At 33.2% G+C, this 24,213-nt stretch carries 18 protein-coding genes; 1 reads left to right on the plus strand and 17 read right to left on the minus strand.

Annotated features, from left to right (window positions below):
* Nucleotides 1–8 precede the first annotated feature (8 nt).
* The 17 genes from LNP27_RS01230 to LNP27_RS01315 all read right to left on the minus strand — a co-directional run bounded on the left by LNP27_RS01230 (nt 9) and on the right by LNP27_RS01315 (nt 23,325).
* Nucleotides 9–833, minus strand: a complete 825-nt coding sequence (locus LNP27_RS01230) for a glycosyltransferase family 2 protein (RefSeq protein WP_229942731.1) — start codon at nt 831–833, stop codon at nt 9–11.
* On the minus strand, nt 830–2,095 hold the full coding sequence (locus LNP27_RS01235) for an O-antigen polymerase (RefSeq protein ID WP_229942732.1): 1,266 nt from the start codon (nt 2,093–2,095) through the stop codon (nt 830–832). The genes LNP27_RS01230 and LNP27_RS01235 overlap by 4 nt, the downstream gene beginning before the upstream one ends.
* Nucleotides 2,096–2,170: 75 nt before the next feature.
* Complete coding sequence (locus LNP27_RS01240) at nt 2,171–3,613, minus strand: oligosaccharide flippase family protein (RefSeq protein WP_229942733.1); 1,443 nt, start codon at nt 3,611–3,613, stop codon at nt 2,171–2,173.
* A 6-nt stretch (nt 3,614–3,619) separates the two neighbouring features.
* Nucleotides 3,620–4,645: an EpsG family protein gene (locus LNP27_RS01245; RefSeq protein WP_229942734.1), complete on the minus strand. Its 1,026-nt coding sequence runs from the start codon at nt 4,643–4,645 to the stop codon at nt 3,620–3,622.
* A 67-nt stretch (nt 4,646–4,712) separates the two neighbouring features.
* Complete coding sequence (locus LNP27_RS01250; protein WP_229942735.1) at nt 4,713–5,777, minus strand: Wzz/FepE/Etk N-terminal domain-containing protein; 1,065 nt, start codon at nt 5,775–5,777, stop codon at nt 4,713–4,715.
* A gap of 891 nt (nt 5,778–6,668) precedes the next feature.
* Nucleotides 6,669–9,083, minus strand: a complete 2,415-nt coding sequence (locus tag LNP27_RS01255) for an SLBB domain-containing protein (protein ID WP_229942736.1) — start codon at nt 9,081–9,083, stop codon at nt 6,669–6,671.
* Nucleotides 9,084–9,638: 555 nt separating this feature from the next.
* Nucleotides 9,639–10,931, minus strand: a complete 1,293-nt coding sequence (locus tag LNP27_RS01260) for a nucleotide sugar dehydrogenase (RefSeq protein ID WP_229942737.1) — start codon at nt 10,929–10,931, stop codon at nt 9,639–9,641.
* A 93-nt stretch (nt 10,932–11,024) separates the two neighbouring features.
* Nucleotides 11,025–12,011: an SDR family oxidoreductase gene (locus LNP27_RS01265; protein WP_229942738.1), complete on the minus strand. Its 987-nt coding sequence runs from the start codon at nt 12,009–12,011 to the stop codon at nt 11,025–11,027.
* A 615-nt stretch (nt 12,012–12,626) separates the two neighbouring features.
* The gene (gmd, locus tag LNP27_RS01275; protein ID WP_229942739.1) at nt 12,627–13,712 is read right to left on the minus strand and encodes a GDP-mannose 4,6-dehydratase; all 1,086 of its coding nucleotides are present in this window, start codon (nt 13,710–13,712) and stop codon (nt 12,627–12,629) included.
* A gap of 183 nt (nt 13,713–13,895) precedes the next feature.
* Nucleotides 13,896–14,846, minus strand: a complete 951-nt coding sequence (locus LNP27_RS01280; RefSeq protein WP_229942740.1) for a GDP-L-fucose synthase family protein — start codon at nt 14,844–14,846, stop codon at nt 13,896–13,898.
* Between the two features lie 9 nt (nt 14,847–14,855).
* Nucleotides 14,856–15,860 carry a mannose-1-phosphate guanylyltransferase gene (locus LNP27_RS01285; RefSeq protein WP_229942741.1) on the minus strand — a complete coding sequence of 335 codons (1,005 nt, stop codon included), beginning with the start codon at nt 15,858–15,860 and terminating at the stop codon, nt 14,856–14,858.
* Between the two features lie 466 nt (nt 15,861–16,326).
* Nucleotides 16,327–16,791 carry a UpxY family transcription antiterminator gene (locus LNP27_RS01290; RefSeq protein ID WP_229942742.1) on the minus strand — a complete coding sequence of 155 codons (465 nt, stop codon included), beginning with the start codon at nt 16,789–16,791 and terminating at the stop codon, nt 16,327–16,329.
* 194 nt (nt 16,792–16,985) lie between these two features.
* On the minus strand, nt 16,986–18,377 hold the full coding sequence (locus LNP27_RS01295) for a UDP-glucose 6-dehydrogenase (protein WP_229942743.1): 1,392 nt from the start codon (nt 18,375–18,377) through the stop codon (nt 16,986–16,988).
* A gap of 221 nt (nt 18,378–18,598) precedes the next feature.
* Entirely contained in the window at nt 18,599–21,052 is a 2,454-nt protein-coding gene (locus LNP27_RS01300; protein WP_229942744.1) for a polysaccharide biosynthesis tyrosine autokinase, read from the minus strand.
* Between the two features lie 15 nt (nt 21,053–21,067).
* Entirely contained in the window at nt 21,068–21,859 is a 792-nt protein-coding gene (locus LNP27_RS01305; protein ID WP_229942745.1) for a polysaccharide biosynthesis/export family protein, read from the minus strand.
* A 74-nt stretch (nt 21,860–21,933) separates the two neighbouring features.
* The gene (gene recR, locus LNP27_RS01310) at nt 21,934–22,554 is read right to left on the minus strand and encodes a recombination mediator RecR (RefSeq protein ID WP_229942746.1); all 621 of its coding nucleotides are present in this window, start codon (nt 22,552–22,554) and stop codon (nt 21,934–21,936) included.
* 405 nt (nt 22,555–22,959) lie between these two features.
* Nucleotides 22,960–23,325, minus strand: coding sequence for a CoA-binding protein (locus tag LNP27_RS01315; RefSeq protein ID WP_229944086.1), 366 nt, complete (start codon nt 23,323–23,325; stop codon nt 22,960–22,962).
* A 145-nt stretch (nt 23,326–23,470) separates the two neighbouring features.
* Between LNP27_RS01315 and LNP27_RS01320 the strand changes: the two genes are divergently transcribed.
* Nucleotides 23,471–24,097, plus strand: a complete 627-nt coding sequence (locus tag LNP27_RS01320; RefSeq protein ID WP_229942747.1) for a MarC family NAAT transporter — start codon at nt 23,471–23,473, stop codon at nt 24,095–24,097.
* The last annotated feature ends 116 nt before the right edge of the window (nt 24,098–24,213 follow it).

Raw genomic sequence — 24,213 nt, forward strand, 5'->3', positions numbered from 1 at the left:
ATTAATCCCTATTGTATGTGCTTTAAATTTTTTAAATAATACCTGAAAGAATCTTGCGAAAAACTGTAAAGCTTTTTAGAAGGCACTTTACCTATTGAGGTATGGTCATGATGATTAACTAACAGATCAGGACAATATAAAGTGACTCCATTAGCTCCTAAAACTTGATTAGCAAGAATCCCTTCTTCGCCCATCAAAAAAACAGGTGCTGATAATTCTTTAAAGATATTAAAGAAATGTTTTGTTAATATATAGCATGCCCCATACCCCATAAGTACTATTTGCTCTTTATCATTATTAACTCTATCTTCTTTAATAAGAATCGATTTTACATTATTATAAAAAAATTGGATCAGCATTCCAATATAGTAGTTACTGAAATATAACTTTCTATAAATATTTTGTATTTGGGAAAACTTCTTTACAATATGAGGGTTTTGATGAACACCATCTAATCTAATAATATTCGGTGCTATTACAAAGACATCATTATTAATTTCTTTTGATCCCAAATTCATAAAAAATGTATCATCAAATGTAAGATCATTATTGCCCACTATAACGTAATCATATTCAGATGAATTAATATAGTTTATTCCTACATTCAAGCCTTTAAAATATCCTAAATTAGTACTCGATTTTAGTAATACGACATCTATATTATTTAAATCCTGAATAAATTTATACAATCCTTTAATATCACTTTCTTCCGATGCATTGTCTACAACAATAATCTTTACATCATTCTCCTTTTTAAGATCTAGAATGTTCCTGATAAATTCTTGAGTTATTTTTGAATTATTATAATTCACGCAAATAAATGCTGCTTTCATAAACTTATATTTCTTTTAAATTTAAAACTGAATTTGGAAATTTGAATAATAAACGGAGGCAAAATACAACTCAATAGAAAAGAATTAAATTGCGTTAAAGGTGCTATAAAACTAAACATTAAATAAATATATAAAGAAATACACAAAGAAGTGCTAGTCAAAGATCCTCTTAGTGAGTAGCGAAAAACAAAATTTGAAATTACACCCAGCATTAAAGCCCAGAAAATCAACCCTAAATATCCAAAGTCCTCTAACAGTGGCCTAAAAATTGAATAGATGTTAGCCGTTTGAGAAGGAGAAACGTTAAGGTATTGATCATAAACACCTGCTTCAGCTTTGCTAATACCTAAAATATTATATAAAGAACTAAATGTATAACGCCCATAAGTTAAATCATTGGTAGATTTATGTATGTCGTCTAAGTAACTAGTAAAACCTGCCACTCCTCCAAAAGAATACACATTCAAAGAATTAATAGTACTATTAGATTTATCACCACTAATCTCAAAGCTTTGATGTCTGAATGAATCAATAAAACTAAATATTAAGAGTAAAATGGGAATTATAAAAAGTAATGGTTTTAACAGCTTATATTCTACATTATTTTCCTTCTGATTTAAAAGTCTAAAAACTTTGCCAACAAATATTTGAAAAATCATTATAACAATACCTGCTCTAGCAGCTTGACTAAAAGCTGATATCAAAACACTAACAAATGGCATCATTTGAAACCACCTAAATCCATATTTTGTATAATAAACCATTGCCAAGTTAATAGCAGAATAACTTAATAACATCGAAAAAATAGAAATACTAGAAATAGAAATATTTCCATCAAAAAGGTCTTCCCTAATCAAAGACCCTGCAATCAAAAATTCAGCTAAAGACCCAAAATGATCGACAAAGGATTTTAAATAAAATAATGATCCTATTAAGGAAATCATACTTATTAGTATAGTATACTTTCTAAGTCTTGTTTCAAAGTTTTCACTATAACAATAGTGATACTTAATTACATTAATTTTTATTCTATTTAAAGCAAAAAATAAAAACTCTCCAATAAAAAAGAATAAAGAAAAACTCAATATATAAAAAACTGCTTCATATGTAAAATAAAAATCAGGGGCCATTAATTGCATTAATGATAAAATTAAAATCCAAATACCACAAAAAACCCCCGTAGGATTTAAAAATGTTACCGAAAATAATTTACGTAAAATTATAATTAAGAATAAAGGGAAGATTAATGCTAAATGTACCAATAATAATTTTTTTTTAAATTTTAGATATAGTTTTTATGCTCACTGAATCAACATTGTATCAATAACAAACAACTATTATAATATAGTTTGAACCATTTCTTTTAATTCTTTTGAACTTAAAAGCACATAAATTGCACTAATTAATAAAATACAAACCCGTATAACTAAAAAAGTATCTGTAATTAAAATATAGTTGGAAATAAACCACGCACATAGTATGAGAAAAAGATTTTTATATATGAAAATATAAGAAATTTTTATACAAATTATCTCTTTAGAAAAATGATACACCGCTGCGCAATATATTATTTGAGACGCAACTGAAATTAAAACTGCTGCTTTGACACCATACATTGGAATGAAAAAGATATTCAAAATTAAACTCAAAAACGCAACTGTCAACGCAATTTTCGCCATTAACATTGTTCTTCCAGTAACTTCCAAACCTTTATGTAGGTACATCGAAACGGTTCCAAAGAAAATAGAAAACACAACTAAAAACATTAAATTATTATCCAATAAATATTCCAGGCCCACCACTTGGGTTAAAACCCAGTCTCCAACCAAAAAAATACCAATAAATATTGGAGTAAAAAAAGTTAGTAACAATTTGATGTTTTGCGTCAAAACTTTCTCAATTTCTGCAATATCAACATTTGTCTTCCACATTTGAACAATAATTGGGTGAGAGGCCATTAACAAAGGCATCGTAATAAAACCCGATAGGCCAACCGAAAGATCTCGAAAAGCAGCATAATTACCGACTAAATTATGAATATTAAAATATTTAAAAAGCACCCTGTCACCAATCGCATAAAACTGTGATGCAAAAAACCAAACACAAACTGGAAGTCCATAAAAAAGTATTTTTTTTCCAATACTAAAATCAAGAAAAGAAAATGATCGCTTGTCTAAAATCAATCCATAAATTTTATCACAATACATCACATAATTACTTGCAACAAAATAGCTTAAAAAAAGAACTCCCATAACGAAATATAAGTTTTCTTTATAATAATAAAAACAAATTGACAAGCCAATTATTTGAATTACACTCTGTATTGAGGTAGACTGAATTTGTACAAAAACTCGTCTTTCCGCTTGCAAAAAACTATACAATAAATTTAAAAAAGTTTGAGATAATAATAACAGTAGCCCAATTAGTATTATTGAAAAATCCTCTAATCCTATATAACAAGTAATCGCAAAGCCAATTGCCCCTATAACATAAAGCATTAACTGTAAAGCTATTACATTTAATTTTAACGCATCTAGCGAGTTGTTTACGGCATACTCTGGATAGAAAAAAATTACTGAACTATTAATCCACCCACTTATTAATTGACCAAATAATAATATTATCGCCGTTAAAAACGCATAATTTGAATAAAGCGACATAGAAAGTGTTCTAGTTAACAAGTAAATAGTTAGTAATCCGGAAAAAGCTGGTAAAATCTTTACTGGTAGATACTTTAAAACATCTTTGTTTAAATTATTTTCATGGGATTGTTTGTTCATTAAAAATTAACTAAATAATAAATTATTAAAAAAAAGAGGTATTATGGTAGTTTCTCTAACAAAAAATATAAAACCAAAGAACCAAAAAAGAAGATATAAAAGCAACAAAATTTTAGGAAAAATTGTATGATCAACCATAAATGATTTGTTAGTGATAAAGACAATATTAACAATAGAAAAATTCAGGAGAATTCTAACAAACACAGCCATTTCATAATACACGGGAATCAAAAAAAGCATTAATATATTTATATTTAACACCACAATATTAGCCCTGGAATTTTCATCATCTCCAGAATTACTATCGAGCTTCAAGAAATAATTTACCACATATAAATTTAAAATCTGAGTAAATGAGTAAGCTAAAAATAGAGGTAAACTTGTCCTATAAAAAAGAGCCTTCTTTTCATGAACCAACGTTAAAGTAGAAAAAATAAAATCATGGTTTATAAATAATACAATCAATAAGACAATAGCCCACAAACTAATTGTTTTTATTTTGACTTCAGTTTTCCCAAATGCAAATAAGAAAACTAAATAAAACAGGGAAGAAATATGTATCGTTGAAGCCAGCAGCACAAAGAAAACATACTTTTCGTTACTATATTTCTCATTCCGTAATACAGAAATAAGACCCTGCAACATGATGGAAAACGCAATAAAATTTCTAAACAAAACAAATTGCAAAGGAAAAAAAATCCAAAAAAAACAAACCGTTAAAAGTGCTGGTAAATAGGAAAAGGAATGAAAAAATCTAAAAACTAAAAGTAATACAATTGCTGCTATTAAAGCATGAAATTGATGAAAATTTAATCCAATTGACTTACAACAAAAAATTAAAAATTCATAACCGCCTTCATATTCAAAAAAAATAATCTCTGATACTGAATCGCCATACATATCATTATACATACCATAATCAGCATTCCAGTAATTCCATCCAAAAAGCACCCACATTAAAACAAATAATAGCGTGGAAATTATTCCAGATTTTTTAAAGAAAAAAGAAAAAACGGTTAGTAAAACAACCAAAAAGACAGGCACCATTTATTCACAAGAGGTATAACAGCAAAAATTACACATGTAATTTTGAATCCAATTATTGAGCTATAGACTTCAACACCTTTCTGATAATCAAGCCTAACAATGTCAAAAATCCCGTTAAGAATCCTCCAAACACAATCCCTTTGGCCTTTCCAAATTTTTCTTTCTTCAAAGGCAAAATAGGTTGGTCGATCACTTGAATTAATGGGGTTTCTTTACGTACCGTAACTTTAGCTAATTCCGTTTGTTTCACCAATTCCGTTAAAATAGCGGTATTCGCCTGCACATCTACCTGTCTTCGTGCAGAAGGTGCGCGACGAACATTAAGTGCTGGATTCAGCATAAAAGTATTATCATTAGCAACCGCAACTCCCGTAATAGCTCCGTTCAATTCTCTACGGATACTATCGGTTTGTCTTTCGAGTATATTCATATTCATGCGTGCCTTTTTACTTTTGGTCGTCACATAAAAGTCAGACACCTCTTTCACCAGAGCTTCGGTAAAATACTTAGAGAACAATTCATTCGTAGAATTCACCTCTATCGTAATAATAGAAATTTTTTTGTCTTTTTGTCCTACCGACAAGCCGGTTTTAGAAAGATCTTGATAGATCACGCCTAAAATACTGTCATGCACTCGGGTAAAATATTTACGTTTTGTATCGGGTAAAAACTGAATGGATGCCAATTTCGGTTTTTCGTTCCATTTTTTTCGCCATTCTTGATTTTGGATGTACATTTCCGCCAAGGAAATCGTCTTACCGTCAACCACCACAGGACTCAACAAGGTTTGCTCTACCATGGCACGAGACTTAAACAATTCAGTTAAATTAGAGCCTGTAAAAATACTGCCACCTCCGCCACCTAAATCAATTCCGAAGGAACTGGCTAATCCCAGAGCGCCACCTAGTCCTCCAGATTTTTCGTCTTCCAAGGCAAATGACAAAGTTGCGGTATAAATAGGTTTTTTACTAAAAGAATAGGCTAGGCCTAAAGCAGCCCCAATGATCCCTGCTAATAGGATAATTTTCCATTGTGAAAGTAAATAGTGCCACCACTCTTTCCCTTTATCAATTAATTCCTTTAACGATATTTCGTCGTTAGTATGTTGTTCGTTCATCTATTTTTGTTATTCTATGATCAATTTTCGTTGGACATTATCCACTATTACTTTTTTGAGGAACAATACACTGAGTAAGCACACCATTCACCACTCCCTATTCACTCTCTACCTAATGTCATTACGTTTAGCTATTTCAGCCGTCACTTCTAGCGTTTTTTTAATAGTAATGCGATAACTTTACTATTAAAAAATATATTGAGAAGCTTGTATTGTCAAATGGTTCTCGATACTTCGTGAAAATTTTCTGTCGCAAATTTTCATTCAACTCGAACTGACGAATCTTTCCTTAGTGGCATTCATTACCGACCCAATTTCATTACGTTTAGCTATTTCAGCCGTCCCTTCTAGCGTTTTTTAATAGTAATGCGATAACTTTACTATTAAAAAATGTAGCCTTTATTGTCAAATGGTTCTCGATACTTCGTGAAAATTTTCTATCGCAAATTTTCATTCCACTCGAACTGACGAATCTTTACTTAGTGACATTCACTCCCTACCCAATTTCATTACGTTTAGCTATTTCAGCCGTCACTTCGAGTGTTTTTTTTCTAATAGTAATGAGGTAGCTTTAGCATTAATGTATTGAGAAACCTTTATTGTCAAATGGTTCTCGATACTTCGTGAAAATTTTCTATCGCAAATTTTCATTCCACTCGAACTGACGAATCTTTACTTAGTGGCATTCACTCCCTACCCAATTTCATTACATTTAGCTACTTCAGCCGTCACTTCTAGTATTTTTTAATAGTAATGCGGTAGCTTTACTATTAAAAAATGTATTGAGAAGCCTTTATTGTCAAATGGTTCTCGATACTTCGTGAAAATTTTCTATCGCAAATTTTCATTCCACTCGAACTGACGAATCCTTAACTTAAGGACATTCACTCCCTACCTTCTTAACACAGCAATTATTACTCCAGCTACACTGGCTAGTACGCCTGCAAAACCAATAATTTCAGCTGCTCCTGTCTTTTTTACTTGTGGTTTTTCAGGTACTATGATTTGAGAACCCGGTTTTACTTTTGGATAAGATCTAATAAAAAGAAAAGAACTTGCTACTGCAGCCTTTCCATTAGGATAAATAACATAGGCTTTTCTCTTCCATCCTTTAGCATCTATACCACCAACAGCATCTAGGTAATATCCAAATGAACGTCCGTTTTCGTAAGGAATCTCCGATGTCAATACTACATTTCCTGACACTTTTACCCCTTCGTTGAAAGTAGCGACTTCAATCTCATCTCCTGGGAATAACGTTACATTAGTATTGCTTTGTTGATTTTTAACAATCGATTTCCAATCTACTGGTATTGTTGCAAATTTTACTTTTTCTTTTAATTTAGTAATCAATTTATCTTGAATGGTATCTTTTTTACCTAAATTTAAATTCACATTTTCGACCTCCTCAATTTGTTTTGCCTGAATCGGTCTTTTGATCTTCACTCCTTCTATATTAGCAACAGAAGTTAACCCACCTGCTCTTTGTATCACATCGTATATTTTATCTTTTTTGTTGGCTAAAACATACTTCCCTTCATAATTAACAGCTCCTCTTACAATCACCATTTCAGGCTTATCGTACACCGCCATTCTACGAATGTTAATCACATCAAAAGGTTGCAATTCAAAATTTTTAGCTTGCTCATTGTTACCCGGAGTAATCTCAATGTTAAATAATTCGGCTTTATTGGGATTCGCATCATCTATTTGTTCCGCTATGATCATTCTGGCAATTTCTACACGCTTTGAAGCTGATCCTGTCAATCCACCTGCTTCAACCAATAAATCATTCAAGGTTAATCCTTCATTGTAATTATAGACTCCCGGATTCTTGATTTCTCCATCAATGGTGATTTTATATTCTTCCGCAAAATCCAAAATAGAATATACCGTCACTACATCTTCTTTTTGCAAAGCAATATTAGTCTGAAGGTCACCTGCTACTGCTTTTTCTAAATTTACATTGACAATTTCTGTAGTCAGATCTGGTTTTAATCGAATGATGCGTGCTCTTTTGCTATATGCATCTTCTTTTAGTCCATCCGCTTTGTCTATCAAATCAGAAAAACGCATGCCTTCATAAAACGAATAAGAGTTTGGTCTAAAAACAGCTCCTTCAATTGTAATGCGATTCTCGAATCGGTTTAATATTTTTGTTACTCTAAACACATCACCAGACAAAGGTTTATAGGTGTTAAACTCTGCAGATTTTATGTCGCGAACTTTAAACTCTTTACTTGTTTTTTGAGAAACATTTACCGAAGCCGTATAAGCAAGATCCGTAAATCCAGAAGCAAAAGTTAATAAATCTGAAAAAGTCTCCCCTTTTTTCATTTCAAATATACCAGCACGTTTTACTTCCCCTTCAATAGTAACTCTTTGATTGTACGCTGGAATTCGAATAACATCATTGTCTTTTAATCCTACATTGTCTGACTGGTCGCCATTTACTAAGAAATGATAGATATCAATAGTTTTGTACACCTTATTATTGCGTAACAATTCAATATTTCTATAGCTCCCATTCTTTCCTGGACCACCACCTAAAAACAAGGCGTTATACACTGTTGCTAAAGAAGAAATAGAATAGTTTCCGGGTTGTTTACTCCCTATTATCGTAATTTTAATGGTTCTGATACGACTTAAACTCACACTTACTTGAGATTGTCCTGAACTAACAGTACTATACACTCTAGCCATAGCGCTTCTGATTTTTTGGGTTGCTGCTTCAATGCTCATGCCTGAAACTGCAATCTCACCTACATACTGTATGGTCACCTTTCCTTCAACGCTTACCGGTATACTGGCGTTAAATTCTTGCACCCCATAAACACTCACTTGTAGCTCATCAGCAGGTCCCAAAATGTAATTAAGCGGTGTAGCCAATTTTAAATCTGGTTCAAAATTCAACGTAGGATTATCAAACAGCTCTGAACCAAAAATCAGTGCATTTATAGAATCCTTAACTTTAGTATTACTAACCTTGTCCTGTTTTCTACCTGAATCTTTTACTGCGGTAGTCCCCGCTTTATTTTCACTACCAGTACCTACAACTGCAATTCGTGTTTTTAATTTAGCGAACTCAGTTGCAGACATTCCTTTTGCAATAGCCATGGGCTGTGCTTGATCAATGGTCATATTATTAGATTGCAACTGCGCCTTTATTTTTCCGATTTCAGCATCGGATAAATTATCGACTTTTAAAGTGCTTAAATCTGTATTTTTCAGTAAATCTTGCGCCATGATTGTTGATGATTGCATAAGAGCAACAAACAATACAAGAACAGTAATAATTTTTTTCATAAGTATGTAATTGAAGAAAATGGCAATAATATAGTTGAGATCTACTTTAGTACAGTAGCATTTAACATCTTAAATAGTAAAAAAATAGCCTTGTTTCAATGGCTTCGCCTTAGTGAATCCCAATATTGGCTCACCTTTTTAATTTTATTGGCTTATAATTATAAGAAAATCCATCTAGCCCATAATTTTGCAAATATAGTCTTAAATATCAAAAATGGAAATTTTCTTTTACCCATCGGTTTGATCAACAAAAAGATGACCATTAAAATAAAAAATAAATAACTATAAAACAACCCACTACACTTTAAAAAATCAAAAAGCACTATATTGAATATCACTAAATTTAGTGATCTATTTAAAAAACTTCAAGTGGCAGTACCATTAAAAAAAGCTCCTCGTAAAAATTGTCTATTTTGCTGCTTAGCTTTTTTATTGTTACTCAAAGACTAGTCAATATTCAGCACTTTATTCCAGTAAATAATTGTGTATTTTGATGATTTAAGCAAACTATGTGCTAAAAACAGACCCTATATCAATCGTTCACTATTTTTCTTACTACAATCGTCCATCAACGTTTTCTCCTAAAACGCCTTTTACATCATAAACAACGCTCTTATCATTTTGTAATTGTGAAAGATCCAGTTCTAAAAACTCGCTGTGCGCTACTCCTAACACAACAGCATCAAATTTTTTAGCTGGCAGAACAGTAGTTGTTATTAATTTATATTCATGAAACACAGCTTCTGGATTAGCCAGTGGATCGTATATAGTTACTTGCATTCCGTAATCTGCTAAGGCAGCAATGACGTCTACAATTTTTGTATTGCGAACATCAGGACAGTTTTCTTTAAAGGTAATTCCAAGCATCAGAATGGTTGCTCCATTAACAGAAACTCCTTTTTTGATCATTAGCTTTACTATTTGTGAAGCGATGTATTCCCCCATGCTATCATTCAGGCGGCGTCCGGCTAAAATAATTTCAGGATGATAGCCAAATTCCTGTGCTCGCTGCGCTAGATAGTACGGATCTACACCGATGCAATGTCCGCCCACTAATCCCGGTTTGAATGGTAAAAAATTCCATTTGGTTCCCGCAGCTGCAAGTACAGCGTGGGTATCAATTTGCATTAAATTGAATATTTTGGCCAATTCGTTTACGAAAGCAATATTAATATCACGTTGGGAATTTTCGATTACTTTGGCAGCTTCGGCCACTTTTATAGAAGGTGCGAGATGCGTTCCTGCTGTAATTACAGATTGGTACAGCTCATTGACTTTTATTCCTATTTCAGGTGTAGAACCAGAAGTAACTTTTAAAATTTTATCTACTGTATGTTCTTTATCACCTGGATTAATGCGTTCAGGCGAATAGCCAACAAAAAAGTCGCTGTTAAATTTTAATCCAGAAGCTTTTTCTAAAACCGGTACACATTCCTCCTCAGTTACTCCAGGATAAACCGTAGATTCGTAAATCACAATATCTCCTTTTTTCAAAACTTTTGCTACCATCTCGCTAGACTTATAAAGTGGTGTGAGGTCAGGTCGGTTATTTTTATCTACCGGAGTAGGAACAGTAACAATATAAATCGTGCAATCGCGAATATCATCAAGATTATCAGAACACAACAAACCAATAGGGTTCTCGACTGCTCTCGAACTGACAAAATCGTCTACTAATACTTCCTGCAGCGCAGCATCGGAAATCTCCAGTGTATGATCTGTTCCTGATTGAAGTTCGCCAATTCGTTTTTTGTTTATATCAAATCCAACAACCTGATATTTAGTTGCAAATAGGCGTGCCAATGGCAAGCCCACATATCCTAATCCTATTACTGCTATTTTCTTCATTTTGCTACTTCTGATTTTATTGCTTAACGATTGTAAAAGGCTGAACAATTTGTCTCTTACTTTTTACTAATCGGTGCTTACTTATTGCTCACGTTACTCTTTCAAATTTTCCCAATACCAAGTCACCGCTTGTTGCAATCCTTGTTGCATTGAAAATTGGGGAGTATAGCCTAATAATTTTTTTGCTTTATCAATACTAGCCAATGAATGGGGAATGTCTCCCACGCGATTAGGTCCATAAATTGTTTCAATCCCTCCTATTTCCGGATCAAAATCAGCTAAGTATTTTTTAAGAGAAGCCATCAAATCATTTAAAGTAGTACGATCTCCAAAAGCGGTATTGTAAACGGTATTCATAGCCTCTGGATCTTCAGTACCTAGAGCCAATACATTCATTTGAATCACGTTGTCGATATAAGTAAAATCACGAGAGTAGTTTCCATCACCATTAATAATTGGACTTTCATGCTTCATTAATTGCATTACAAACTTTGGAATAACAGCTGCATAAGCACCATTAGGATCTTGCTTGCGACCAAACACATTAAAATAACGCAAGCCAATAGTATTTAGACCATAAGTACGTTGAAAAATATCAGCATATAATTCGTTCACATATTTGGTAATCGCATAAGGTGATAATGGTTTCCCAATTACATCTTCTACTTTAGGTAAACTTTCAGAATCACCATAAGTGGATGAAGAAGCGGCATAAACCATTTTCTTCACTTTGGCATCGCGAGCAGCTACTAACATATTCAAAAAGCCAGATACATTAACATCGTTGGTCGTAATAGGATCATTTATGGAACGAGGAACAGAACCAAGAGCCGCTTGGTGCAGAATATAATCTGCGCCTTCAGCTGCTTTGTGACAATCAGCTAAATTGCGAATATCACCAACTATCAATGTAAAATTAGGATTACTTAATAAGTGCTGTATATTAGATGATTTTCCCGTAGCAAAATTATCTAAACACACTACCTTATTGTTGTGCTGTACTAAATGTTCACATAAATTAGAGCCTATAAATCCAGCTCCACCTGTTACTACTATTTTCTTATTTTCTATTTGTTGCATTTTTTTCTTTGTTGCTCGTTATAAGCTGATTAGCTGCGGTTTCGTTTATTCTTGAAAAAATGTTAGTATTTTTTTTTTAAATTGTCACACTGAATTTTATTGATACTAACATGGCGAAAAATGAGCTATAACCTTCTTCATCTGATCGTTAGCGGAACTCAATTTAAATTAGAATGCACAACAGACAACTAAAACGGACACTAGTTTACATCTTCACTTGTTTATAATTGCTTTCGTTTTCTAAAAACCAATTGTAGGTTTTTGTAATACCCTCTATCAAGTCTACTTTGTGTTTCCATCCCAATTCGTGACTTTTAGAGGCATACTTTAATTTTTATTGTATCCAATCCTTTAGAAATGTTAAATAAATGATTTGGAAATATACTCCTTGATTGTTCAAAAAAGGCACAAAATCCGAAATTAAAGACATAAAGCCGTATACGTTATTATCTAAACTCAAATTTTCTAGCTATTTTTCTATTTTTCTTATGTTTTTAAGTTGCTGAATTTACTAACAATCTGTTATTTGGGTTCTATAATTATTTTCACGTAACGGTTAAGTACCGGTGAATTTTCATTTACTTCAGTGACACAAGCTGTTACTTTTAACATAGATTACATTATTTTTAAATCACTTGCCATCATTTCTTTGACCAAGGCTTTTAAATCATATTGAGGCTGCCAACCTAATTTAGTTTTAGACTTAGTTGGGTCTCCAATTAAAAGGTCGACTTCTGTTGGACGATAATATTCTGGATCTACACGGACTACTATTTTACCAATTTCTAGTTGATACAAAGGATTAGTACACGAAGCGACTTTTGCCACCTCACTTTCATTTTCGCCTTCAAAACTTAATTCAATACCAATTTCTGCAAAAGCCATAATTACAAAATCTCTAATATAGGTAGTTAGTCCTGTAGCGATTACATAATCTTCTGGTACATCTTGTTGTAAAATTCGCCACATCGCTTCTACATAATCTTTAGCGTGACCCCAATCTCTTTGTGAATTCAAGTTCCCTAAATACAAACAATCTTGTTTTCCTAAAGCAATTGCAGCAGTTGCCATTGTAATTTTACGTGTTACAAAAGTTTCTCCGCGTCGTGGCGATTCGTGATTAAAAAGAATTCCATTACACGCAAACATGTTATATGCCTCACGGTAATTTTTAGTAATCCAATAAGCGTATATTTTAGCTACACCATAAGGAGAACGAGGGTAGAACGGAGAATTTTCATCATAAAAACCTTGAGCATTTTTATTTTCAGCCAGTCCACCATACAATTCTGAAGTAGAGGCTTGATAGATTCTAGTTTTCTTTTCCAATCTAAGAATACGCACGGCTTCTAATATTCTCAAAGTACCAATTCCATCAACATTAGCCACATATTCCGGAGAATCAAATGAGACTTTTACATGTGACATAGCACCAAGATTATATATTTCATCTGGCTGTACTTCTTGGATGATTCTAATAATATTTGTCGAATCAGTCAAATCTCCATAATGCAGTTTGAAATTTACATGAGACTCGTGTTGGTCCTGATAAATATGGTCAATTCTTTGCGTATTAAAAGAGGAAGCTCGTCTTTTAACTCCGTGCACTTGATATCCTTTCTCTAATAATAATTCGGCTAAATAGGATCCATCCTGACCCGTAATCCCAGTTATAAGGGCTACTTTTTGTTTTGTGCTCATGGTGGTTGTGTGGTTAATCGGTTATTTGACTAATTGGTTATTTGGTTAATTGATTATATGATAAATTGGTTACGTGGTTAATCAGTTGCCCCCTCCCAACCCCAGTTAAACTATTAAAAAAACAAACAGTTAACCCCCTTAAACAAATAAACCCTAAACAGTTAAACAGTTAAACCATTTTTATTACATCTTCACTTCTTTATAATTGCCTTCGTTTTCTAAAAACCAGTTGTAGGTTTTTGTAATACCTTCTATCAAGTCTACTTTGTGTTTCCATCCCAATTGATGCATCTTTGCAACATTCATTAATTTGCGTGGTGTACCATCTGGCTTGCTACTATCCCACTCGATAGCACCTTGATGTCCTATTACTTTTTGGATATTCTCAGCTAGTTCCTTAATTGTCAAGTCGACGCCAGTACCTACATTATAGAGATAATCAGGCAATTTGTTTTCTAATGCAAAAACCACTGCCGCGGCCATATCGTCCACAAAGAGAAATTCTCTCCTTGGCGTTCCGCTTCCCCACAATTTTACAGTAGCATTGTTATTACTTTTTGCTTCATGAAACTTTCGGATCATCGCTGGGAGAACATGTGAGGAATTTAAATCGAAATTATCATGTGTACCGTATAAATTAGTTGGCATCAAGCTTACATAATCTTTATCAAATTGTTTTCTGATCGCTTGACACGCTTTAACTCCCGTAATTTTTGCAATAGCGTACCATTCATTTGTTGGCTCTAAAGAATCAGTCAGTAAATACTCTTCTTTTAATGGTTGTGGGGCTAATTTAGGATAGATGCAGGAGCTTCCCAGAAAAATAAATTTCTCTACATCAGTTTGCAATGCGGTATCAATTAGATTATTCTGAATTTGCATGTTTTCCATCAGAAATTGATATGGAAAATCATTGTTGGCCAATATGCCTCCTACTTTTGCGGCAGCATCAATTACTACCTTTGGTTTTTCGGCAGCAAAAAAGTCTTTAACTGCTTGTTGGTTTTTCAAATTTAATGTTGCACTTGATGCACCAATTAAATTAGTATACCCTTTAGTAGAAAGCGTGCGCCAAATAGCGCTCCCAACCATACCCTTGTGCCCTGCGATATATATTTTAGTAGCTTTATCCATACTATTGTGTTATTTCAATAAATCTGAATTAATCTTTTCTAAAGCGCCATAGACGTTTTTGACATCTTGAGAACATTCTTTTTTCAAAATTAAATTGGCAGTATCCGTATGAACAAAAATGGTATCTTTCATTCCTAAAAAGGCAGTATAATTATTAGTGCCAATAACCATATTTCCATTGTCATCAACTGGATGACCAATAGTACGCAAATAGTCATAGACCGACTCAAAAGATCCTAAATCAGACCAAGTAAATTTAGAAGATACTACTTTGATTTTTTTAGAACGCTCCATTACTGCATAATCAATACTTATAGAAGGAATATCCATAGAAAGATCTAAATCTAGATTTCCATCTACATTGTTTTCCCAAGCAATTTTTGCTTTCTCATAGACTTCTGGAGCATACAATTGCAACTCTTCTAAAAACACCGACGCTTTAAAACAAAACATTCCGCTGTTCCAAAGAAAGTTGCCTTTCGCTATAAATTCGAGAGCCAACTCTTGACTTGGTTTTTCTCTGAAAGAAAGTACATCATCGCCATCGCGCTCTATATAACCATACCCTATTTCGGGTCTGATAGGAATGATTCCAAAGGTAACAATAAAACCATTCAACGCTTTTTCGACAGCTTCTAGAATAGCATTTTTATAGTATTTCATTTCACCAATAATGTGATCCGAAGGCGTTACTACAAGAATGTCTTCTGGTTTTGATGCAAAAGCGGCAAAAGCAATAGCGGCAGCGGTATTTCTTGGCGTGGATTCAACAATATCGATATACGATTTATTTGCCTTATTTAAAACTGCTTTACTCAAATGACAATTATCAATATTCCCCACTACAATTAATTTAGTAGCGATTGTGCGGTTGCGATTTACGGTCATTTCAAACAATGATTTTCCATCAAAAATATTTAGATATTGCTTGGGTTGACTTTTACGTGACAAAGGCCACAATCGACTCCCAATACCACCTGTAAGTATCACTTGTGTAATTGAATACTTTTCCATAGTTATTATCTATTTTATAACCCAAAGGGCATAATTAGCTTTTCATTATCTATCGTTGCCCGCTTCCTTTGTTCTAAATAGAACTTAAACAACGGGATTATCAACAATACTAACATTTTATTACAGTGCTTATCGTCTGTGAAAGTGCACGGTTTCGTTTTACAGTTATTAGTACGCCTCCGGACAAGAAAAACGCAACAGACGCTCCTAATTTGATTTTTTATTTTTGCTTAATGAAGCTTTTCACTTCGCTTGGGTCAACAGAAAGATAATGATTCTTCAACATGTTTACTTTTTTACGGACTCAGTTAATCTCCGATTTTAAGTCTACGTGCGCTTTTTCTTCAAATTAGTTTCCGAATGCTATAACAAATACCATATTTCCTCAAAGATAAAAGAATTTCTTTTGAATTATACCAAGTTGTAATGCACCAGAAAATTATCTTCACAGAATCCTTAAGCCTAATTATTTAATTTTCATTTTTAAAACGCAGCCTAAGGATTCTAAATACAACACGTAATGTGTTTTATTTATCTCTTGAACAACTGCTTTTTGATCAGAAAACGGTCCCGAATCTATTTTTACCACATCTCCGATTTTATAACATTCTATCGAAAAATCTGTATCATTTGAAGCGTTCAACCATTTCTTTATCACATTGATTTCTTCCTCTCTGACAATTGCGGGTTTACTTAACCAAAATAGATAGCGCACCACTCCTGAACTTTGAAATACAGCATTTCGATTATTTTCAGCTAGTCGAACAAAAACATAGGAATTAAAAAGCGGCACTTCCACTTTTTTCTTTCTATCAGACCATTGGCGCTCTTGGATTATCAGTGGACAGTAACATTCTATTCCACTTTTTGTCAATTGTTCTGCAACTTTTTTCTCCCATTTGGGTTTTGTGTAAACTACATACCAATTCATACTTTTTTACTTTTTATTGAGAAGGGGTTTTTGGGTTGTCTGTTATCGGTTTTAGATTTTCTGTTCTCAGTTAAATGTTTTGGTCTATTCGCGTTTTGATTTATAAATTATTCTCTTTGCCTTTAATACTTTTTTTGTCAAACTTCGAATTTCGTACCTCATACTATTCAACCCTCGCAGCTCGTACTTTTAACTTAGGATCCTACTCCTTGATATACAAATCCAATTGTTTCTAAATCTTTAGCATTTAACAAATTTCTTCCATCGAAAATGAAAGCGGGTTTTTTCATAGAATCATAAATTCTTTGCCAATCGTATGTTTTGAACTCATCCCATTCCGTCAACACGGCGATAGCATGTGCATCCTGGCACGCTTCATAAGGATCCGAATACGATTTTACACTGCTATTGTTATCTTCTACTGATCTTGTTTCTAAATAATTCAAATCATCCATTATCTTTTTATTAGAAACTTTAGGGTCATAAACTGCAATATTTGCATGCTCATTGATCAAATCATCAGCTACGTAAATTGCAGCAGATTCTCTAGTGTCATTAGTATCTTTCTTGAAAGCCCAACCTAAAAACGCAATCTTCTTATCAGAAACGGTATTGTACAGCGTGCGAACAATAGTATTAGAGAAACGTCTTTTTTGATGATCATTCATAATTATCACTTGTTCCCAATAGTCCGCAACCTGATATAATCCATAGGACTTGGCGATATAAACTAAATTTAAGATGTCTTTTTGAAAACAGGAACCTCCAAAACCAACCGATGCTTTTAGGAATTTAGGGCCAATCCTGCTGTCCATACCGATGGCTTTTGCTACTTCATTTACATTTGCACCCGTCTTTTCACAAAGTTCAGACATTGCATTGATAGAAGAAATTCGTTGCGCTAAGAAAGCATTTGCAGTAAGTTTTGATAATTCTGATGACCATACATTTGTGGTTAAAATTTTATCAGTAGCTACCCAATTTGAATAAACATCAACAAGTGCCTGAATCGCTTCTTGACCTTCGGCAGTAGTATCTCCACCAATTAAAATCCTGTCGGGATTTAATAAATCTTCAACAGCAGTACCTTCTGCCAGAAATTCAGGATTAGACAAAATTTGGAACTGAACACCATTGCCGGTATTGTCTAATATACTTTTAATAGCCTCTGCTGTTCGTACTGGAAGTGTTGATTTCTCAACCACAATTTTATTATCCTTAGCTACTCTTGCTATTTGTCTCGAACATAATTCAATATATTTCAAATCAGCTGCCATACCTTTTCCTTTTCCGTAGGTTTTAGTAGGCGTGTTAACTGATATGAAAATGATTTGGGCTTCATGAATGGCTTTATCAACATCCGTTGAAAAAAACAAATTTCTACCTCTAGCCTCTCCAACAATTGCATCTAAACCTGGCTCGTAAATAGGGATATTACTTAAATCGGCATCATTCCAAGCTGCTATTCGCTCTTCATTTAAGTCAACAACCGTAACTTGTATGTGCGGACATTTCTGCGCTATCACTGCCATAGTTGGCCCACCAACGTATCCTGCTCCAATGCAACAAATTTTTGTAATTTTCATTTGTATTGTTTTGTGTTATCCGTTGTCGGTTATCTGTTTCCGCTTTCGGTTATATGAGTTTTGATTTACGATTTCAGTCGTCGGTTTTTCGTTGTCGGTTTTCGGTACTTTGTGCCTCAGTGTTATTGATTCTCAATCTTGTATTTTATAAATTAATAACAATCACAAAAAAAACTGAAAACAATTTTAAAACACAGATAACGGAAAACAACTAACAACTACTACGTTAATTTCTTTGTTATCTTTTTAGCTATCTTTTGATAAACACTTGCGGATTTGTCTTCTTCATAATAGCCATTAGCATAAGCGCCATAACCGTAACCGTATCCATAACCTGTTCCGTATTTCGCTTTATTTTCTAAACCGTTCAGTATAATACTGGTGTTATTTAGCTCACCGCGTTTTACACGATTATTTAACAACGAAATCATTTCCTTTTTAGTAAAATTCTGTCTTACGATATATAATGTTACATCACAAAAATGGGTCAGTTCCAATGCATCAGAAACCAAGCCAACTGGTGGCGTATCCAGTATAATATAATCGTATTTTTTCTTAAGTTCTTCAATTAGTTCACTCATACCTACGCTTATAATCATCTCTGAAGGATTAGGCGGTACAGGACCTGATAAAATAACATCTAAATACGGAATGTGCGTGTGGTTTATAATTTCATCAATCGTTTTTTGTTTGATTAAATAGTTAACTACTCCAACTTCATTTGTTAAATTAAACTCCGCAGCTAATTTAGGTTTTCGCAAATCAAGACCAATTATTACTGTTTTTTTCTCGCTTAAAGCAAAAACGGTAGCGATGTTTATCGAACAAAATGTTTTACCCTCACCACTTATTGACGAAGTAATCATCAAGGTTTTGGCACCATCAACATTTTGCATTTTGTACAAAAACTGAAGTGAAGATCGGATCGCCCTAAAAGACTCCGATAATGCTGATTTTGGCTTATCAAAAACAGCTAAATTGGTGTTTTCTTTATTTACACCAACCACACCAATCAGCGGAATTTTAGTCAATTTACTAATATCCTCAGCATTTTGAACTGAATTATTAATAAAGAAAATGGCAAAAACAAATAGCAATGGAATAAGAATACCCAGAAACAAGGCCAGAACATAATTAACAGAAGTTTTTGGACCAATCAATCCACCACCAACATCCTTTGCAGGGTCAATAAAATGTACATCTGACAAATTAGCCGCTTTTACAATATCTGCCTCGCTTCTCTTTTGAAGAAAAGTGCTGTAAATGTTATCACTTAAATCATACTTCCTTTTAATCTTAATTAGCTCTTGCTGATCCTCAGGCAATTGCCTTATCGTGCTTTCCGTTTCGTTAATTTTACTACTCACCATAGCTAGATCATACTGTAAAGAAGATTTTGCAGTTGCTATATTTTCGAGAAGCACATTTTTTACCGCTTCCATTTGATTATCAAAATCATTGAAGATCTTATCACTTTTTACCGCATAAGCCATTTCAGATCGCTGTGTAGAGAGTGCAATCAGCTTTGAAACATTAACAACAATATTAGGATCTTCAATTCCTGCTACAGAAGGAGCTGGAAGTTTAGCATAATTAACGCTGTTTTTCAAGTACGCTTTAAGGGAATTATAATAAGCTACTTTGCGATTAACCTCGTCCTTTTTGACATCAAACTCTAAAATTTTCTCTGAGAATTTAGCTCCACCTTCCTCGATATCGTAGATGTTTTTACCTTTTCTAAATGATTTTAATTCATTTCCTGTTTCCTTTAATTGCGATTCCATTGCTACTAAGGTGCTATCGATAAAGGAAATAGTGTTTGTTGCAAATTGGTTTTTACTATCAAGTTGCCTTTTAATAAGCATTTTAACAGTAGAATTCAAATACTCTACCATTCTTGCTTTATTAGTTCCTTGCATTCCTAAGGTAACAATAGAGCCACCTTTATCATCTGTTCGAACATTTATCCCTCTATACGCAGATACTGTTCCGTTGAAATCATTAAATCGTACAAAATACTCGTTTCCTTTATAAATACCAGGATTGTCATTCATTTGTAGTTTCCAATTTAAGAAAGGTAACGATACCTGCTGGCCTACTTTATACTTTTTGACAAAATCACCAGTTGCAACAGCTGTATTACTATAGGTGTTATTAGAATACGTAAGTATTGAAACGCTTGGATTTTCAAATGAGATTCTAATCTCATATTCGTTTTCACTCAAAAACTTAATCCCAATTAATGTACCTGCAAGTTGCCCTTTAGATTTGTTAATTCCTACAGAAAACGGAACTGCTCCATAAGCATCAACTAAATTATATTTACCCTGAACCAAATAATCAATGTAGTACTGCAGCTTGTCGACCACTAACTCATTGTGTGAGCGCGATTGCAATGTTGTTGAAATAGTTTGAACCTGATCTGAAGTACCACCCCAATTAAAAACCAAACTCGTATTTGACGTAAAAAGAGGATTACTTTCCTCTTTTATAGAAATAAGTGTTTCCATACCATAGATTTTCTCCTTGCGTATGTTCACTTGGTAAGCAACAGTAAAGGCGATTAGCAAACTAATCAAAAACCATTTCCAATAACTTCCGATTTTTATTAAAAACCCTTTAAAGTCAAAGCTAACTTGATTTTCAAAAATCGAAAAATCTTTTATATCTAACATTTATATTTTCAGTTTTTATCTTTTTAATAGTAAAAAAGTCGTGGTGGCTAAAGATAATAAAGTAATAATTGTTCCCAATGACTCTATCCCTGTTTTTCCAGTTCCCCAAGTTTTCTGTTTCAGCGGTTTGATATACACGTAATCATTTGGCTGTAAGTAAAAATAAGGTGACTTCATTGCATTAATGTCCGTAAGATCTATATCGTGCATTTCAACTCCAGTTGGTGTTTTTCGCATAATTGTAACTGCTTTTCTATTTCCTGTTATAGTAATATCTCCAGCATTAGCGATGGCCTCCATAATATTTACGTGTTCCTGAAACAAACTCTTAGTTCCTGGACTACCTATTTCTCCATTGATGGTATAACGAAAACCAGCAAGTTTAACGGTTACGAATATATTAGCTTCTTTATTGAAATATTCCGCAAGCAATTGTTTTTCAACACGTGCTCTGACTTCATCTAAGGTGTAACCAATTACATTTATTTCGCCTAAAACTGGAAATCTTATATTCCCATGGTCATCCACTGTAAACCCATCAAAATACAATCCCGTTTCTGATTTACCTGCAGAAGCATCATTACTTGAAGGATTAAAAATACTAACTAATTTTGGATCGCTAGCTTTTATTGTAATACTTAAAACATCATTAATCTGTAGTCGATAGGGTTTAGTTTCAACAGCTGAAATCATCGTTTCTGGCTCTGAATTATCTTTTTTTTGAAGGTAAATTAAATCTCTTGTTGGAATACAAGAAGAAAGTAAAAAACTGATAACTAAGGATATATAGAGTACGTATCTGCTCATTTTTACTATTTATTTAAGCGACAAATATAGCTTTTCATTTATAAAATAAAAGCATCGCTAATCTTTATCATGTATTAATTATTCTTAAAACTTTTTTCGAATGGTACTCTGTGCAAAATACTTCGTCCTAAGGTGACTTCATCAGCATATTCCAGCTCGTCTCCAACTGAAATTCCACGGGCGATTGTTGAAATAATTATTTCACAGTCATTTATTTGTTTATAAATATAAAAATTGGTGGTATCACCCTCCATTGTTGAGCTTAAAGCAAAAATGATTTCATTTACAACACCTGATTTTACTTTTTCAACTAAAGAACTTATATTTAATTGGCTTGGACCAACACCATCAATAGGAGAAATTTTACCCCCAAGAACGTGATAAATACCTCTAAACTGTCCTGTATTTTCAATTGCCATAACATCACGAATATCCTCTACAATGCAAACTATTTGATGATTTCGGTTTTTGTTTGCACAAATTTCGCACATTGTACTGTCAGAAATATTATGACAACTTGCACAATACTTGATATCCTCGCGCATAGCAACTAAGGCCTGAGATAAAAATCCTGTTTGCTCTTTAGGTTGTTTTAATAAATGTAAAACCAATCGCAGTGCTGTCCTTTTACCAATACCGGGTAGCTGAGACATTTCATTTACTGCTTTTTCTATTAATTTTGAAGAAAATTCCATAAAAGCAAAAGTAATCAATTTGCAAATTAGATATTTTGAAAATTTAAAGAATATTTATATGCTTGTATACTGACAAAAAATGATACTGTTCACAGTTTTTGTCATTTTAAAAACACACTAAATGAGGAATTTTGAAATGTAGTTTAGCTTTGAAAACATGAGTTTGCAAGAGGTATTTATAGTAAAATCGATTTGAAGAATGTTGAAAATTGAATCTATACCTAATTGATTATTCTAAAGCGAATGGGAGTTGTCATTGATTTATGACCCTTGCGAAAAAAAGTCATGAAGAAGTTGGAGCCATACTTTTAGCCAAGATTACAGCGGCATCCTTTTTCTTGTTCCGTTTGACAAAACGGAACAAGAAAAGATACAGCGGAAAGCTGAGAAAAGCTCCTAAAAAATTTAATATTGATTTGTAGTCAGCATTACCAAAGTGCAAGCTACTTCAACTTTAATGTCGTTTAGTTTCAATAATTGATAGAATTCTGGATTTTCAGTTCCAGGATTAAAAATTACTCGCTTTGGTTTTGCTTCTACTATATAATTATAGTAGTCACGCTGACGGGTAGGATTAAGATACAAGGTAACGGTATCAATATTTTTAAGTGGAATCGCTTTAGTTTGAATTTTCACACCCGCAACTTCACCTGCATTTTGACCTAGCGCAAGCACTGAATGTCCTTTATCTACTAGCATAGTCACTGCTTTGAATGCGTATCTGTCTGGCTTTGTTGTAGCGCCAAGAACCAAGGTTTTTTTACTCTTTATCATTTTCTGTAATTGTATTCAGCAAAAGTAATCAAAAAGGATTGTTCGTTTCCCAATTTTAAGTTTTAGTTGCAAAATCAATAAAAACAATAGCTTAACATTAAAACATAAAAAAAGAGTATTTTTGCGCTGTTAAAAACATATCATGGATTTATTTACTTACCTATTTGTCGCTCTTTTCTCCGTATTAAACCCAATCGGTACGGTTCCTATTTTTGTAGGGTTAACTCAACACGACACAAAAAAGGAGCGTTCTAGAATTTCCTTATGGACGGCTATCAATGTTTTTATCATTTTGATTGTTTCCTTTTTTATTGGACAATATGTTTTGATTTTCTTTGGCATCAGTATTGACGCTTTGCGAATTGCCGGAGGAATTATAATTGTGAATTCGGGATTTTCATTACTTTCTGGAAAGTTTAATAAAAAGAGAGGTATTAGCAAAAAAGCGGAAACAGACGCACAAAAACGAAACGACATTGCCTTAACACCTCTGGCAATTCCTATGCTTGCTGGCCCTGGTTCAATTTCCTTACTTATTGCATTTTACCAAGAACACAATTCTACACAAGAAATAATCCTTTCTACACTAGCGATTCTTGCTATTGCTGTTACTATTTTTGTAATATTAAGAAGTGCTCATTATTTAGCTAAAATCCTTGGTGCTTCGGGGATTGTTGCTATCTCAAGAATAGTTGGCTTTATAGTAATCGCAATAGGAATACAATATATTGTAAGCGCGATTATCAATATTATAAAAACTAATTTGTAACAAACTAGTGCGGACCGAACTTTTCTAAGTTTGCTATTTAAGACTGATAGTCTATAAAGAGTACATTTTAAAAAAAATCAAAAATTAGCCACAGATTAAATTGACTTAGACAGACT

The sequence above is a fragment of the Flavobacterium galactosidilyticum genome, assembly GCF_020911945.1.
Lineage (GTDB): Bacteria > Bacteroidota > Bacteroidia > Flavobacteriales > Flavobacteriaceae > Flavobacterium > Flavobacterium galactosidilyticum.

Bases quoted from the DNA above. Each gene is read 5' to 3' on its own strand.
- LNP27_RS01230 (WP_229942731.1), bottom strand. From the start codon at position 833: ATGAAAGCAGCATTTATTTGCGTGAATTATAATAATTCAAAAATAACT.
- LNP27_RS01240 (WP_229942733.1), bottom strand. From the start codon at position 3,613: ATGAACAAACAATCCCATGAAAATAATTTAAACAAAGATGTTTTAAAG.
- LNP27_RS01250 (WP_229942735.1), bottom strand. From the start codon at position 5,777: ATGAACGAACAACATACTAACGACGAAATATCGTTAAAGGAATTAATT.
- LNP27_RS01255 (WP_229942736.1), bottom strand. From the start codon at position 9,083: ATGAAAAAAATTATTACTGTTCTTGTATTGTTTGTTGCTCTTATGCAA.
- LNP27_RS01260 (WP_229942737.1), bottom strand. From the start codon at position 10,931: ATGAAGAAAATAGCAGTAATAGGATTAGGATATGTGGGCTTGCCATTG.
- LNP27_RS01265 (WP_229942738.1), bottom strand. From the start codon at position 12,011: ATGCAACAAATAGAAAATAAGAAAATAGTAGTAACAGGTGGAGCTGGA.
- gmd (WP_229942739.1), bottom strand. From the start codon at position 13,712: ATGAGCACAAAACAAAAAGTAGCCCTTATAACTGGGATTACGGGTCAG.
- LNP27_RS01280 (WP_229942740.1), bottom strand. From the start codon at position 14,846: ATGGATAAAGCTACTAAAATATATATCGCAGGGCACAAGGGTATGGTT.
- LNP27_RS01285 (WP_229942741.1), bottom strand. From the start codon at position 15,860: ATGGAAAAGTATTCAATTACACAAGTGATACTTACAGGTGGTATTGGG.
- LNP27_RS01290 (WP_229942742.1), bottom strand. From the start codon at position 16,791: ATGAATTGGTATGTAGTTTACACAAAACCCAAATGGGAGAAAAAAGTT.
- LNP27_RS01295 (WP_229942743.1), bottom strand. From the start codon at position 18,377: ATGAAAATTACAAAAATTTGTTGCATTGGAGCAGGATACGTTGGTGGG.
- LNP27_RS01300 (WP_229942744.1), bottom strand. From the start codon at position 21,052: ATGTTAGATATAAAAGATTTTTCGATTTTTGAAAATCAAGTTAGCTTT.
- LNP27_RS01305 (WP_229942745.1), bottom strand. From the start codon at position 21,859: ATGAGCAGATACGTACTCTATATATCCTTAGTTATCAGTTTTTTACTT.
- recR (WP_229942746.1), bottom strand. From the start codon at position 22,554: ATGGAATTTTCTTCAAAATTAATAGAAAAAGCAGTAAATGAAATGTCT.
- LNP27_RS01320 (WP_229942747.1), top strand. From the start codon at position 23,471: ATGGATTTATTTACTTACCTATTTGTCGCTCTTTTCTCCGTATTAAAC.